The sequence below is a fragment of the Mesorhizobium mediterraneum genome, assembly GCF_002284565.1.
GTDB classification, from domain to species: Bacteria; Pseudomonadota; Alphaproteobacteria; order Rhizobiales; family Rhizobiaceae; genus Mesorhizobium; species Mesorhizobium mediterraneum.
The window spans coordinates 375,713-390,434 of sequence record NZ_NPKI01000046.1 but is presented as its reverse complement, the minus strand read 5'-3'; the positions used below and the strand labels follow the sequence as shown (position 1 = coordinate 390,434).

The following is a 14,722-nucleotide window of genomic DNA, read 5'->3' as shown; positions in this document are numbered from 1 at the left end:
TAGGCCCTGGTGATGATCCACCTCCTCCCCAGCAGACGGCGGGTGCTCGCGCTTGGCATGGCGGCCATGTTGCCGCCGATCGCCGCCAAGGCTGCGCCGCTGCGCGTCGCGGCGATCGACTGGGGCATGCTGGAGACCTTGATCGCGCTTGGCATCGCGCCGGTCGCGGCGACCGAACTCATCCAGTTTCGCAAACTGGCGGTGGAACCCGAGGTGCCCCGATCGGTAACCGATCTCGGGCTGCGCGGCACGCCCAATTACGAACTGTTGCGCATCGTCGCGCCGGATCTTGTCGCCATCTCCAGTTTCTACGAATACCAGCGCCCGATGCTCGAGCGCATCGCGCCGGTCTTTGCGCAAACGGTCTACGCGCCCGGCGTGCCGCCCTACCCGCTCGCTGAAGCGGCGACGCTGGCGCTTGGCGAAAAGCTCGGACGACAGGCCGAAGCGAAACGCTACGTCGACGAGACATCAGTCGAAATCACGCGATTGCGCGCTACTCTGCCGGCTGACTCCGGGCGGCCGGTCTTCGTTATCAGCCTGGGCGATTCACGCCATTTCCGCGCCTTTGGCCGGGATTCCATGTTCGGCGACGTGCTACGGCGTCTCGGCGTTGAGAATGCCTGGGCCGACGAGACGAGCTACAGCGCCGCCGCTCCGGTCGGGCTGGAGGCGCTGGCGCGCGTTCCCGACGCCTCGATCCTCGTCGTTTCGCCGCTGCCGGCCGATGTCGGCCGCGCGCTTCCCGAAAATGCGCTGTGGAACGCACTGCCGGCGGTCCGGAACAGCCGTGTCGCCCTGCTCGAGCCGATCAATCACTTCGGCTGCCTGCCCTCGGCACGCCGCTTCGCCCGGTTGGCGACGGCCGCCCTTGCCGGGCAGACTCATGGTTGACCGCGCCATGACCGAGCGCGCCACGGCTGGCCGTGCGCTGTCGCCGATCGCGCTCTGGGGCCTCCTCGCGGCGGTGGCGGCGCTGCTGTTCGCATGGCGCATCAGCACGCAGTGGCCGACCGCGCCGGCGGGCGACATCGATCTCGATCGCATCATCCTTTTCTACAGCACGCTGCCGCGTGCGGTGGTGGCGGTGCTGGCCGGCGCCGTCCTTGGCCTGTCCGGGCTTCTGCTGCAGCGTGTGCTGCGCAACCCTCTGGCCGAGCCGTCGACGCTCGGCATCTCGTCGGGTGCGCAACTGGCAATGACGGCCGCCTCCGTCTATGCGCCGTTTCTGATGGAGCGGTCGCAAGGCACGGTCGCCTTTGCCGGCGGCACTGCTGCGGTGCTGCTGGTGCTGTCGCTGACCTGGCGGCGCGGGCTTGAGCCTGTCTCCGTCGTGCTTGCCGGCATGATGGTGGCGCTCACCGCGAGCGCCATCAGCGCCGCCCTGATCCTCGCCAATGGCGACTATCTGTTCTCGCTGTTCATCTGGGGCGGCGGATCGCTGGTCCAGCAGGATTGGGGGCCGCCCATCGCCCTGTCGACCAGGCTGGCGGTCGGCGCCGGCGCCGCCCTGCTGCTGCTCAGGCCACTGACGATCCTTGGCCTTGACGACGCTTCTGCGCGCAGTCTCGGCATCGCCCGCCACACCAGCCGCTTCCTCGTCATTGCGCTTGCCGTTTGGATGGCGACCACGGTGGTCGCCGAGGTCGGCGTCATCGGCTTCGTCGGCCTTGCAGCACCGGCGCTCGCCACGCTTTCAGGCGCGCGTTCGCTAGGGCAGAAGTTGCTGGCCGCGCCGTTGATCGGCGCCATCCTGCTGTGGCTGACGGATGGGCTGGTGCAGCTGGCGGCAGGCGCCGGCGGCGAACGCATTCCAACCGGCGCGGGCGCCGCGCTTCTGGGCGGCCCGGTTCTGCTTTGGCTGCTGCCGACGCTGCGCCTGCTCGAATGGCCGAACCTCGGCACATCAGGCACGTCCCCGCGCAAGGCCGGCCGGTTCATCATTTTGCTGTTGCTTCTGCTGACCCTTGTCGCGGCGGTAGTAGCGCTTATCGTCGGACGAGGACCGGCGGGCTGGTCGGTCGCCGGCGGCGAGATGCTGGCCGATCTCGCCGCCTGGCGCGCGCCGCGGATCGGCGTGGCGGCAGCCGCCGGCGCCATGCTGGCAGTGGCGGGCGTCGTCATCCAGCGGATCACCGGCAATCCATTAGCAAGCCCCGAGGTGCTGGGTGTCGGCACCGGAGCCGGTGCCGGCCTGACCGCGGTCTTGATGGTCAGCGCGACGGCCGGGCTCGACTGGCAACTCGCCGGATCCGTTTTCGGCTCGCTGGCGGTGCTGATCGCTATGCTGACCATTGCCGCACGGGCGAAATTCGGCTCCGAGCGGTTGCTGCTTGCCGGCATTGCCATGAGCGCGCTGTGCAGCGCCGTGATCACCGCGACGATCGCCATGGGAAATTCGCAATCCTATGTCCTGCTGCGCTGGCTCAGCGGCTCGACCAGCCAGGCGACCGGCGCCGATGCCTGGGTGGCCTTGGCGTGTCTGATGCTGTTGACGCTGCCGCTGTTTCTCGCCGCCCGCTGGCTCGATATCCTGCCGCTCGGCGAGGATACCGCACGCGGACTCGGCCTGCCGATCGCGGGCGGACGACTGACGCTGATCGTGCTCGCAGCAATCCTCACCGCGCTTGCCGCGATGTTCGTCGGGCCACTGAGCTTCGTCGGTCTCATCGCGCCGCACCTTGCCCGGCCGATCGGCTTTGCCCGCGCCCGCCTTCACCTCGCCGGCGCGGTCCTTGTCGGCGCGCTGCTGATGATCGTGTCGGACTGGCTGTCGCGCATGGTGGCCTTTCCATACGAACTGCCCGTCGGCCTGTTCGCCTCGCTGCTTGGCGGACCTTATCTCGTCCATCTGCTCGCAAAAGGAGTGCCGCGCCATGGTTGAAATGCCGAGGAACCTCAAGGCATCCGCCGAAATCATGCTGTCTTGTCCGCAAGACATCATGAAGCGGCTTTGCGCGCATTTTGCCGACCATGGCGATGTCGCCGTCGACGGCGCCTGCAGCCGCATCGACACGGCCTTCGGCTCGGCCAGCATGGAAGCCTGCCAGCGCTGCCTGAAGGTTTTTGCCGAGGGCAGAGACGAGACATCCCTGGCCTATGTGAAGCTCTCCATCGCCGAGCACCTGCTGCATTTCGCAGCGGCGGATAACCCCAGCATCATCTGGCAGGGCGACGGGGCGGCAGGGCAACCGCTACCCTATTTCCGCGAGATGCGCGTCGTGCGAACCGCCGATGTGACACCGCATATGCGACGGCTGACCCTGGCCGGAAGCGACCTTGGACGCTTCGCAACGGGCGGGCTTCATGTCCGTCTGCTGCTTCCCAAGGATGGCGCAGTACCCGCCTGGCCGGTCACCGGCGTGGACGGCCGTCCGGTATGGCCCGAAGCGGAACGGCGGCCGGATGTGCGCGTCTACACGATCCGCCGCATCGACGTCGAAAAGGGAGAGGTCGATATCGACTTCGTATTGCATGATGGCGATGGCATGCCCGGCGCGCGTTTCGCGGCCAATGCACGGATCGGCGATATCGTCGGGATGACCGGCCCGGGCGGCGGCGACATCCCTCAGGCCGACTGGTGCCTGCTTGCCGGCGACGAGACCGCGCTGCCCGCGATCGGCCGTATAGTGGAGGCGCTGCCGGCAGGCGTGCACGCCGTCGTCCGCATCGAAGTCGCTTATGGCAACGAAGAGCAGAAGCCGGTTTCGCAGGCCACACTGGACATAAAATGGCTGCACAGGAATGGCGTGGCCCCAGGCAAATCCGCTTTGCTTCAGGACGCGGTCCGGAACGTGCCTTGGCCCGAAGATGGGCGCAGCGTCTTCGCCTGGGTCGGCTGCGAGCACAAGAGCTTCCGCGCCATCCGGTCCTACCTCAGGCAGGACCGGAAGCTGCCGCGCGACGCGCACCTCGTCGTCGCCTATTGGCGTTGCGGCTTCGAAGGCGATACCGCGCGGCAGAACGACCAAACCTGAGTTTGGCTGGCTCCGCCTTCAATCGACCAGCACAGCGACCACTGCGGTGCAGTCGCCCGCCTTGACCAGTCCGGGGAAATGCCGCGCGGCCAGAAGGCCGGACATTCTTGCCCTGATCTCCTGCGGTGCGGAACCGGTGCGGCCGATGGAGTGGATGCGCGCCAGGACTTGGCCGTCTTCGACGGGCTCGCCGAGATCGATCATCGTTTCGATCATCCCGTCGTCCTCGGCGAACGAGAAGCAATCGCCTGACGGCATGTCCAGCCAGCGGGTCGGCTGCATCTCGACCGCACCGGCGACAATGCCGGCATGGCGCAGCACATTGAGCACCCCGCGACGAGCGATCCGCACCGTTTTCGCGCGAGAAGTCCCACCGCCGCCAAGCTCGGTGGTGATGAACAGCTTGCCCATTTCTTCGGCCGCAGTGTCGAACATGCCGACCGCGTCGATCTCCAGCATCTTCATCGACCACGGTGCCGAGAACGCCTCGACCGCGGCGAAGCCCTTCGCCTCCAGCACCTTGTCGGGCCGGATATGGGCGGCGCAGAACGGCACGAAGTCGAGTGTCTTGCCGCCGGAATGGAAGTCGAGCGCGATGTCTGTGCGCGGCAAGAGTTCGCGCTGGAAGTAGTCGGCGATCTTCTCGGTCACCGTGCCGTCTGGCCGGCCTGGAAAGCTGCGGTTCAGATTGCCCTTGTCGATCGGCGAGGTGCGGGTGCCGGCGCGGAACGCCGGATAGTTCATCGCCGGCACGATGATGACCGTGCCGCTGACGTGCTTTGGATCGAGCGTGCGGGCGAGATCGTAGAGCGCCAGCGGCCCCTCATATTCGTCGCCATGGTTGCCGCCGGTGAGCAGTGCGGTCGGCCCGTTGCCGTTACGGATCACGCAAATCGGGATCATCACCGATCCCCAGGCCGAATCGTCGCGGCTGTAGGGCAGCCGCAGGAATCCGTGCTGCACGCCGTCGCGGTCGAAGTCGACGGTCGGCGTGATCGGCGATGGGCGAAGCTGGGACATCGGGCTCAATTCTTCACCACCAGCTTGCGCGGCACGTTGGCCAGGCACTCGACGCCGGTCTTGGTGATCAGGATGGATTCGGTGATCTCGAGCCCCATCGTCTCCAGCCACAGGCCAGTCATGAAATGGAAAGTCATGCCGGGCTTCAGCTCGGTGCGATCGCCAGGGCGCAGGCTCATCGTGCGTTCGCCCCAGTCCGGTGGATAGGAAAGCCCGATCGGATAGCCGGTGCGGTTATCCTTGACGATGCCGTATCTCTTCAGCACGGCGAAGAAGGCATTGGCAATGTCCTCGCATGTATTGCCGGGCTTTGCCGCGGCAAGCCCAGCCTCCATGCCTTCCAGCGTCGCCTTTTCGGCATCGAGGAATTCCTGCGTGGGTTTACCAAGGAACACAGTCCGCGAAAGCGGACAATGGTAGCGGTTGTAGCAGCCGGCGATCTCGAAGAAGGTGCCCTCGCCCGACTTCATCGGCTTGTCGTCCCAGGTCAGATGCGGCGCCGACGCATCGGCGCCCGACGGCAGCAGCGGCACGATCGCCGGATAGTCGCCGCCGATACCGTCGACGCCGCGCGTGCCGGCATCATAGATCTCCGCGACCAGATCGCACTTGCGCATGCCGACTTCGATCTTGTCGACGATGCGCTGGTGCATCGCTTCCACGATGCGGGCGGCCTTGCGCATATAGTCGATCTCGGTCGGGCTCTTCACCGCGCGCTGCCAGTTGACGAGAGCCGTGGCGTCGACGAAGCGCGCATTGGGCAGATGTTTCTGCAGTGACGCGAAGGCAGCGGCCGAGAACCAGTAATTGTCCATCTCGACGCCAATGCTAAGCTTGCCCCAGCCGCGATCGGCCAGCACCTGCGAGAGAAAATCCATCGGGTGGCGTTCGGTCGACTGCACATAGTGGTCGGCATAGCCGACGATGTTGTCGTGGGCGAGATAGGCGGTGCGCTTGGCGCCGTTGGCGTCCTGGCCGCGCCCGTACCACACCGGTTCGCCCGACGGCGGCACGATGACGGCCTGGTGCACATAGAACGACCAGCCGTCATAGCCGGTCAGCCACGCCATGTTGGATGGATCGCTGACAACAAGCAGATCGACGCCCTTGGCCTCCATGGCCTTCCGTGTCTTGGCCAGGCGCTCCGCATATTCGCCGCGCGAGAATTTGAGATTAGGCTGCATTGTTCTTGGTCCTCGTTTGTTGGGCCTTGCGGCCAGCATCAGCTTTCGAAAATCGTACCGGTGTTGGCTGCTCGGGCACGGTCGCGGGCGAGCGTGGCTATCGCCGTGTCCTGCACGCCGGTGCCGGTGAGGTCGGCGATGGTGATGTCGCTGGCCGAGCGCCGGCCATGTCTTTCGCCGGCGATGATCTGGCCAAGCTCGGTAATCTCGGCATCGGCTGCCATGACACCTGTCGCGATGGCATGATGCAGTTCGCCCAGCAGCCGCGTCTGTTTCGCGCTGTCGGCGACGTAGAGATCGGCCATGCGCAGGATCGCCGGCGCGATCTCGTTCTTGTGCTCGGCGTCCGAGCCCATAGCGGTGATGTGCTGGCCGGCGGAGACGAAGCCGGCCTTGATCAGCGGTTCGGTAGCGGGTGTCGTGGTGACGATGATGTCGGCGTCGGCCGCCGCTTTTGCCGCATCGGGCTCCGCGCGCACGACGATGCCTAGTCTTTCGCGCAATGCGTCCGCCGCAGCCTCGGCCTTGGCGGCGTCCCTGGCCCAGATGCGGGCCTCAGCGATCGGCCGCACCAGCATAAGCGCCTCGAGCTGCAGCCCGGCCTGGACGCCGGCGCCGAAGATCGCGGCAATTGAGGAGTCGGCTCGCGAAAGGTGTTTCGCCGCGACCGCTCCGGCCGCGGCTGTGCGGATGTCGGTCAAATAGCCATTATCGAGCAGCAGCGCTTCGACCAGCCCGGTTTTTGACGACAGCAGCACCATCATGCCGTTGACGCTGGGCAGGCCGAGCTTCGGATTGTCGAAGAAGCCGGGACTGATCTTGATCGCAAAACCGTCGATACCTGGCACATAGGCAGTCTTGACGTCGACCTCGCCGCGGTGCTCGGGAATGTCGAGCCGCAGGATCGGCGGCATCGCCACCGGCAAGGTGGCAAGCGCGCGGAACGCATTTTCGACGCAGGCGACGGCATCGAGATCGAGCTTCACGATCGCGCGCAATTCGGCTTCGGTGAGTATCGTCATCCGGCTCATGCGGCGTGCTCCTCAATTGCAAAGGATAGCGATCCTTGGGAAGAAACTCGACGTGAAAGAACTTTCATCCCGAGTGCTCCTTGAATGAGGCGTGTTCGCCGCAAACGACTTTCCTGTGCTGCGTCATATCGATGTTGCGGCCCGACAGAATGAGCACCGTGGGGCCGCTCGCCCTGACCTTGCCGGCAAGCACGGCGGCGATGCAGACCGCGCCGGCGCCTTCGACGATCTCGCGCTCCTGTTCATAGGCATGGAGGATGCCGGCGGCGATCTCGTCCTCGCTGAGCAGGATCACATCGTCGAGCAGGTCGCGGCACATCGAAAAGGTCAGCCGGTTGTCGAGGCCGATGCCGCCGCCGAGCGAATCCGCCAGCGTCGGCAGTTCCTCGACCAAAACTGGATGTCCGGCATCAAGGCTTGCCTTCATCGCCGCACCGCGCGCCATCGAAACGCCGATGACCTTCGTGCTCGGGCTTACACCCTTCACGGCAGCGGCGACACCCGCCGCCAGCCCACCGCCTGACAGCGGCACCAGCACCAAAGCGGCGTCCGCAACCTGCTCGATGATCTCCAGCCCGAGCGTCCCTTGTCCGGCGATGATATCAGGATGGTCGAAGGGCGGCAGCATGACCAGCCCCTCTTCCGCGACCAGCCGTTCAACCTCCTGCTGCGCATCGTCCTGGCTGTTGCCGACGATGCGGATCTCGGCGCCGAGCCGGCGGATTTCGTCGAGCTTATTCTGCGGCACCAGTCGCGACATGCAGATCGTCGCGCGCATGCCTTCGAGCTTCGCCGCATGAGCCAGCGCCCGGCCATGATTGCCGGTCGAGGCGGCGACCACGCCACGCGCCTTCTCCTCAGCGTTCAGCGACGCGATGGCGTTCGAGGCACCACGCAGCTTAAAGCTGCCGGTGGTCTGCCGATGTTCGAGCTTGAGATAAACAGGCGCGCCCAAGTGCCCGGAAAGACTCGGGGAAAGCACGGTCGGCGTGCGCTCAACCTTGCCTGCGATCCGCTCGCGCGCGGCGCGGATATCGGAGAGGGTGACGTCGTTCGCGGCCATGGCCTTTGCTCCGCGGTCAATTCAACGGCAGCGTCATCAGACGGCCGAATTCGGCGCGCGGCTCGTCGTCGCCGCAAAGCCGCAGGCAGTTCCAGGCCGTTGCCTGGTTGCTGGTCACGACCGGACGGCCGATCGCCTCTTCCATGCCGACCACGGCAAGCGCGGCCCGCAGCGCCGTGCAGGAGACGAACAACGCGTCCGCCTTCGCATCGGTCGCCTCGCGCGCCAGATCGACCAGCGACGCCGGCGCAATCCGTGCCATCTCGCGGTCGTCCTCGAAGCCGAGGCAGGTGAAGCTGGCGATCTCGAAACCATGCGCCGCGAAATAGGCCGCCATCGGCCGGCTGGTCTCGACCGTGTAGGGCGTGAGAATGCTGATCGTCCTGGCGCCCAGCGCCTTCAAGCCACGCACCCCTGCCATCGGCGGCGTGACCACCGGCACGCCGGGCTTGGCTGCCTGCACCGCCGCCTCGATCTCGGCATCGCCGATGACCACGGAGGCCGACGTGCAGGAATAGCAGATCGCGTCGAGCGGCTCGTCGGGCAGGATGAGCGCAGCGCCCGCCGCAAGCGACGGCTGCATCTTACGCAAATTCTCCGGCGTCGTCGGATTGGCATAGGGGATGCGCGCGACATAGACGCCTACCCGGTCGCTCGCCACCATGCGGCGAAAATCCGGCTCGGTCGTATGGTCGGTGGCAAGGATGATCAGGCCGACGCGCTTTTCCAGCGGACGCGCGTCGAGCGCCGGCCGTGTCGAGTGCAAGCGGATGTCGACAGGAGTGGTCACCACGCGCTCCTTGCCAACGGTTTGCACTCTACGGCGCCCCCCTCTGTCCTGCCGGACATCTCCCCCACACAGGGGGAGATCGGCAGCTTCGCTGACAGCGCCTGTTCATCAACATTGGAGATTGGCGAAAGCAACGGTGACAGCCAATCTCCCCCCAAGTGGGGGAGATGTCCGGCAGGACAGAGGGGGGCGCCGTAGAGCAAGGGCATTGCAGGAACCACTGTCATGTTTCGATCCGCCCGTAGCGGCGTTCCAGCCAGCGCAGCAGCACGACCGAGAATAGGCTGATGACGAGGAAGAAGGCGCCGACCAAAGTCATCGGCTCGACGTAGCGGTAATAGGTGTTGGCGACACTCTTGGCCTGGTTCATCAATTCCAGCACGGTGATCGCCGAAAGCAGCGGCGTCTCTTTGAACATCGCGATGAAGTAGTTGGCAAGCGCCGGGATCATCGGCGGAATAGCCTGCGGCATGATGATGTGGGTCCAGGTCTGCCTGGCGTTCAGATTGCAGGCCTTGGCGGCTTCCCACTGGCCGCGCGGCACATTCTCGATGCCGGCGCGATAGACTTCGGCCGTGTAGGTGCCGTAGTGCAGGCCGAGGCCGATGACGCCCGCCACCAGCGGCGGCAGCAGGATACCGATGTCCGGCAGCACGTAGAAGATGAAATAGAGCTGCACCAGCAGTGGCGTGCCGCGGATGAACTCGGCGAGGAAGCCGACGGTGCGCGACAAGCCCCTGTTCGGCGAGCGCCGCGCCAGCGCGATGGCCAGCCCCACGATCGCGGCCAGAACCGAGCCGAGCAGCGTCGCCAGGATGGTGATCTTCACGCCCTGGATCAGCGTTGGCATGATCTCCCAGACGAAATTCCAATCCCACTCCATTATAAGGCCCGATCCATTAGACGCGCACCCCGTCGAGGCCGCGCGCCATGCGCCTTTCAAGCGATCGGACGCCCCACGAGATGATCAGCGCAAGGGCGAAATAGATGATGAGGATGGTGGTGAACGGCACCAGCGTGTTGCCGGTCTGCGAGCGCACCACTTGCGCCTGGAAGGTCAGGTCGGTGAGCGAGATCAGCGAAACCACGGCGGTGGCCTTGAGCAATTCGATGGCATTGTTGCCGAAGGTCGGCAGCATGACCAGCAGCGCCTGCGGCAGGATGACATGGCGCATCGCTTGCCAGCGGCCGAGATTGAGCGCGGTGCAGGCCTCGTACTGTTCGCGGCCGATCGACTGGATGGCGCCGCGCACTACCTCCGCCGCATAGGCGCCGACATTGAGGCCAAGCGCCAGCACGCCGGCCTGCAGCGGCGTCAGCGAAATGCCGATGAACGGCAGCACGAAATAGGCCCAGAACAGCTGCACGAAGATCGAGGTGCCGCGGAAGAATTCGATATAGGCGGTGGCCAGCGCCCGAATGGCGAAAAAACGCGACAGCCGCCCCAGCCCTGCGAGAAAGGCCATGATCAGGGCAAGCACCGAGCCCATCAGCGTCAGCTCGATGGTAACAAGCGCTCCCTGCAATATCAGGCCGAAATAGCCGGACCATTGGGTCATGAAATCAAGAGTTTCCAACGTTTACAGTTGTGCGAGGCGGTAGTCTTGGCCCCTTCTCCCCGTTCACGAGAAGATGCCGGCAGGCAGATGAGGGGCAGTGCCAGCTTCGTAGAACTTTGTGCCGCCCATCCGTCACTTCGTGACACCTTCTCCCCGTGAACGGGGAGAAGGAAAAAGGCGCCTACTTTGCCGAGCAGAGCTTGTCGCGGCTCGTCGACATCGCCGCCGCCGCCGAGAAGCCGTAAGGCTCGATGATCTTGGCGAATTCGCCGGACTGCTTCAGCTTGGCCAGCTCGACGTCATAGGCGTCGCGCAGCGCCTCGTCGCCCTTCTTGAACGCCGCGCCGTCGCAATAGACCGGCGCGCCGACCACCGGAGCGACGACTTCGAGGTTCGGATCGTTGGCCTTCTTGACCAGATCGTTGATCGACAGCACGGGCAGCGAATAGGCATCGATGCGGCCGTCCTGCAGCATCTTCAGGCCGCTCTGGCCATCCGGCACGACGATGACGCGGTCACGCGGCACGCCGGCGGTGAGCGCCAGCTTCTCCTCGGTGCCGCCGCCCGGCGCCCCGATCGTCGCGGTGGCATCCTTGGCGACATCCTCGTAGCTCTTGAAGCCCTTCGGATTGCCCTTCTTGACCAGCATCGCCTCGGCGTCGCACAATACCGGCTCCGAATAGACGACCGCTGCGCAACGCTCCGGCTTCATGAACAGGCCGGCAGTGACGACGTCGAAACGGCCTGCCTGCAGGCCGGGGATCATGGCGCCATATTCCGAGATCGAGGCGACGATGTCGTTGACGCCGAGGCGCTTGAAGATCTCGCGCGCCACATCGGGCGCCGCGCCCGAAACCTTGCCGTCGGCCGCAACCGCCGTATAGGGCGGCTCATTGGCGATGGCGACGCGGGCGAAGCCCTGCGCCTTGAGCTCTTCGAGCTTGCTGTCGTCGGCCGATCTCGCGGTCGATGCGGCCAGAATCGCGGTCAGTGCAACACCGGCCACGCCGGCCAGAATGCCAAGTTTCTTCATTGTTCCCAACTCCTTGCTTCTCTTCTTGGTTCGCTTTGGTCGAGACGGCTTCGCCGCCCTTGAGGACGGCGTTGCCGCCTTGGCATGGCGGTCAGACGCGATGTCCGGCCGCGATGATCTTCTTCAGGAAGCCTTGCGTGCGCTCCTGCTTGGGATTGCGGAAAATCTCGTCGGGCTTGCCTTCTTCGACAATCTTGCCGCGGTCAAAGAACAAAACCCGGTCGGCGAAATCATGGGCAAAACCCATTTCGTGGGTGACGAGCAGCATGGTCATGTCGGTCTCGGAGCAGAGTCGCCATAAGACGTTCAGCACCTCCTCGACCAGCTCCGGATCGAGCGCCGATGTCACCTCGTCGAACAGCATGATCCTGGGCTGCAGGGCCAGCGCCCGGGCGATCGCCACCCGCTGCTTCTGCCCGCCGGAGAGCTGCGCCGGCATCGCTTTGGCCTTGTCGGCCATGCCGACCATGTCGAGCAGCTCCATCGCCCGCTTTTCGGCGGCTGCGCGCGGCATGCCCTTGGTCAAGATTGGCGCCAGCGTGACGTTGTCGATGACGCTTTTATGCGGAAACAGGTTGAACAGCTGGAAGACCATGCCGATCTTCTGGCGCATTCTTGCCAGATGCCGTTCGTCAGCAGCCAGCAACTGGCCGTTGCGCTCCATGTGGTAAAGCTGCTCGCCGTCGATCTGGATGTGGCCGCTGTCGATCCGCTCCAGCGTCATCAGGATGCGCAGGATCGTCGTCTTGCCCGAGCCGGACGGGCCGATCAGCGCCAGCTTCTCGCGCGGCATGACCTGCATCGACAGGCCGTCCAGCACCTTGAAGGTGCCGAAGCTTTTCGAAATGCCGTCGATCTTGATGATGGGCGCGGACAATGAATTTCCCCGTGCTGGAGAACCTGGTGCCTTCAACGATGCGGAACGCGCCAAATCATGTCAATCAGGAAAATAATATCATGACAATGTTTCTGGCTCCGCACAATTTCGCGGCAATGTCTGCCTAGATCGCCAGCAGAAGATGCTCCGGGTCGCCGAGCAGAAGTTTGGTGACAACGCTCAAGCCGGCGCGCAGTTCCCCCTCGGTGGTCGAGCCCAGCGAGATCCGCACTGCCGGCTGCCATGGCTCCTGCGAAATGCGGAAGGATGTGCCTGGCGCGATCGCCACGCCCTGCAAACGGGCCTGTGAGACGAAACTCTCCTCGGCGCGGTCGCCGGGCAGCTGCAGCCACAGATGCAATCCGTCGCGATGGACACGGTAGTCGACCCCGGCAAGCACTTCGGCGGCGATCTCCTGCCGCCGCCGCAGCGCCGAACGTTGCCAGCGGACGAGCTCCATCGCCGTGCCGTCGGCCACCCATTTTGTGGCGATCTCCGCCACCAGCGGCGTCGCCATCCAGTTGGAGACGAGATGCCGGTTGGCGACGGCGGCTACATAGCGGTCAGGCGCCGCGAGGTAACCGATGCGCAGGCCCGGCACCACGATCTTGGTGAAGGAGGTGACGTAGAGCGTGCGCTCTGGCGCGAAGGCGGCGACCGGCGGCGGACGGCCCTCGACCAGGGGGCCGAGCACGTCGTTCTCGATGATGGCGATGTCGTGCTTGCGCGCAACCGCGGCGATCTGCTCGCGCCGCGCGGCGTCCATAAGCGTCGCGGTCGGGTTGATGACCGAGGGCTGCACGAATACGGCGCGGATATCGGACAACCGGCAAGCCTCGTCGAGCGCCTCCGGGATCACGCCATTGTCGTCGATCGGCAGTCCTTCGAGGTTGAAGCCGAGATAGCGCGCCAGCGGGATCAGCGTGTGATGGCCGATCGCCTCGGTGGCGACGGTCGAACCCGGCGGCGCCACGCTCATCAGCGCCACCGTCATGCCGGCCGTGGCGCCGTTGGTCAGGCTGACATTCTGCGCGGACACATCGAGACCGCAGAGCCGCAGCCAGTCGACCGCGACGGCGCGGTGGCGCGGAAACACCATGTTCGGCCGGAACGACAGCGCCGAGCTCGACGGCAGGTTCTCGGCAAGCCAGCCCAGCGCCTGCTTTAGCCGCTCCAGATGCATCGGCTCGCACACCGGCTTCAGGATGGAGAGATCGATGACCTCGCCGAGGCGCTCCGGCAGGTATGGCGGCTCCGGCTCGCGGCGCTGTGTCTGCACGAAGCTGCCGCGGCCGATCTCGCCGGAAACCAGGCCCCGGCGGATCAGTTCCTCATAGGCGCGACTGACCGTCTGCACCGAAAGCTTCAGGTCGTCGGCCAGCCGGCGATGCGTCGGCAGCCGCGCGCCGTTGGCCAGCCGCCCGTCATGGATCGCACGCGCAAACTGGTCGGCGAGCGATTGATAGGCCGGCCGCCGGATGAGCGCGGGATCTGGACGCCACAATGTCATGACTTATTAGAGATCGAAATCAGTGCAATTGACAATCGAAATAATGCGCCGTCATGGTGTCGGGCAAGAAAAAAGCAGACGCTTCATGGCCGCATTGAAACTCGATCAGATCGACCTCAAAATCCTCGACGCGGTTCAGCGCGACGGGCGCATCACGAAGCTGGCGCTGGCCGACAAGGTTGGCCTGTCGCCGACGCCGTGCTGGATGCGGCTGCGCAAGCTGGAAAGGGCCGGCATCGTCTCCGGCTATCACGCCAAGGTTGCGATGCGCGCCGTCGCACCGGTCGCAACCGTGCTGATGGAGGTGACGCTGGCCAGCCACCGACAAGCCGATTTCGACCGCTTCGAGCGCGTCATCCGCGACGTTCCCGAAATCGTCGCCTGCTGGTCGGTGGGCGGCGGCGTCGACTATCTGCTGAAAGTGATGGCGCGCGACATCGACGCCTATCAGCGGCTCGTAGACGCGCTGCTCGAACGCGAGATCGGCATCGATCGCTATTTCACCTACATCGTCACCAAGACGGTGAAGGAGGAGATTTCCTTGCCGGTGGCGGATCTGCTGCCGGTGTCGTCGTAACGCTAGAGAGATCGTCTACGCGGGCGATGCAATAGAGACAATCTCTCTACGCAACGGCGTTGAAACAGTCTCTCTGTCTGCACCGCGCGCATAGTCTCTCC

14 protein-coding genes are annotated in these 14,722 nt (G+C 65.1%); 4 read left to right on the top strand and 10 right to left on the bottom strand.

Features of this window, described 5'->3' with window-relative positions; all coding sequences use genetic code 11:
- The first annotated feature begins 12 nt into the window (after nucleotides 1-12).
- The 3 genes from CIT25_RS32440 to CIT25_RS32430 are packed head-to-tail and all read left to right on the top strand — an operon-like array spanning nucleotide 13 to nucleotide 3,977.
- Complete coding sequence (locus CIT25_RS32440; RefSeq protein WP_095489151.1) at nucleotides 13-894, top strand: ABC transporter substrate-binding protein; 882 nt, start codon at nucleotides 13-15, stop codon at nucleotides 892-894.
- Nucleotides 887-2,884 (top strand): Fe(3+)-hydroxamate ABC transporter permease FhuB, encoded by a 1,998-nt coding sequence (gene fhuB / locus CIT25_RS32435; RefSeq protein ID WP_095489150.1) that lies wholly within the window; start codon nucleotides 887-889, stop codon nucleotides 2,882-2,884. The genes CIT25_RS32440 and fhuB overlap by 8 nt, the downstream gene beginning before the upstream one ends.
- Entirely contained in the window at nucleotides 2,877-3,977 is a 1,101-nt protein-coding gene (locus CIT25_RS32430) for a siderophore-interacting protein (protein WP_095489149.1), read from the top strand. The genes fhuB and CIT25_RS32430 overlap by 8 nt, the downstream gene beginning before the upstream one ends.
- Before the next feature lie 18 nt (nucleotides 3,978-3,995).
- Here the strand turns inward: CIT25_RS32430 and doeB are convergent, their stop codons facing one another.
- The 10 genes from doeB to ehuR form a co-directional block, all read right to left on the bottom strand.
- Nucleotides 3,996-4,997, bottom strand: a complete 1,002-nt coding sequence (gene doeB / locus CIT25_RS32425) for a N(2)-acetyl-L-2,4-diaminobutanoate deacetylase DoeB (protein WP_095489148.1) — start codon at nucleotides 4,995-4,997, stop codon at nucleotides 3,996-3,998.
- Between the two features lie 5 nt (nucleotides 4,998-5,002).
- Entirely contained in the window at nucleotides 5,003-6,181 is a 1,179-nt protein-coding gene (gene doeA / locus CIT25_RS32420) for an ectoine hydrolase DoeA (protein WP_095489263.1), read from the bottom strand.
- A gap of 38 nt (nucleotides 6,182-6,219) precedes the next feature.
- Nucleotides 6,220-7,212 (bottom strand): ectoine utilization protein EutC, encoded by a 993-nt coding sequence (eutC, locus tag CIT25_RS32415; RefSeq protein WP_095489147.1) that lies wholly within the window; start codon nucleotides 7,210-7,212, stop codon nucleotides 6,220-6,222.
- 64 nt (nucleotides 7,213-7,276) lie between these two features.
- Nucleotides 7,277-8,275 carry a hydroxyectoine utilization dehydratase EutB gene (gene eutB / locus CIT25_RS32410; protein WP_095489146.1) on the bottom strand — a complete coding sequence of 333 codons (999 nt, stop codon included), beginning with the start codon at nucleotides 8,273-8,275 and terminating at the stop codon, nucleotides 7,277-7,279.
- A gap of 16 nt (nucleotides 8,276-8,291) precedes the next feature.
- On the bottom strand, nucleotides 8,292-9,065 hold the full coding sequence (gene eutA, locus CIT25_RS32405) for an ectoine utilization protein EutA (protein WP_095489262.1): 774 nt from the start codon (nucleotides 9,063-9,065) through the stop codon (nucleotides 8,292-8,294).
- Between the two features lie 223 nt (nucleotides 9,066-9,288).
- A complete protein-coding gene (gene ehuD, locus CIT25_RS32395; protein ID WP_095489144.1) occupies nucleotides 9,289-9,948 on the bottom strand; it encodes an ectoine/hydroxyectoine ABC transporter permease subunit EhuD in 660 nt (219 codons plus the stop codon).
- 16 nt (nucleotides 9,949-9,964) lie between these two features.
- Nucleotides 9,965-10,624, bottom strand: a complete 660-nt coding sequence (gene ehuC / locus CIT25_RS32390) for an ectoine/hydroxyectoine ABC transporter permease subunit EhuC (protein ID WP_095489143.1) — start codon at nucleotides 10,622-10,624, stop codon at nucleotides 9,965-9,967.
- A gap of 181 nt (nucleotides 10,625-10,805) precedes the next feature.
- Complete coding sequence (gene ehuB, locus CIT25_RS32385) at nucleotides 10,806-11,657, bottom strand: ectoine/hydroxyectoine ABC transporter substrate-binding protein EhuB (protein WP_095489142.1); 852 nt, start codon at nucleotides 11,655-11,657, stop codon at nucleotides 10,806-10,808.
- 91 nt (nucleotides 11,658-11,748) lie between these two features.
- Nucleotides 11,749-12,534 carry an ectoine/hydroxyectoine ABC transporter ATP-binding protein EhuA gene (gene ehuA / locus CIT25_RS32380; RefSeq protein ID WP_095489141.1) on the bottom strand — a complete coding sequence of 262 codons (786 nt, stop codon included), beginning with the start codon at nucleotides 12,532-12,534 and terminating at the stop codon, nucleotides 11,749-11,751.
- Nucleotides 12,535-12,658: 124 nt separating this feature from the next.
- Nucleotides 12,659-14,044: a MocR-like ectoine utilization transcription factor EhuR gene (gene ehuR / locus CIT25_RS32375; protein ID WP_095489140.1), complete on the bottom strand. Its 1,386-nt coding sequence runs from the start codon at nucleotides 14,042-14,044 to the stop codon at nucleotides 12,659-12,661.
- Nucleotides 14,045-14,138: 94 nt separating this feature from the next.
- On the opposite strand from ehuR, the gene CIT25_RS32370 reads away from it, so the two are divergent.
- Entirely contained in the window at nucleotides 14,139-14,621 is a 483-nt protein-coding gene (locus CIT25_RS32370) for an Lrp/AsnC family transcriptional regulator (RefSeq protein ID WP_164547303.1), read from the top strand.
- Nucleotides 14,622-14,722 lie beyond the last annotated feature (101 nt).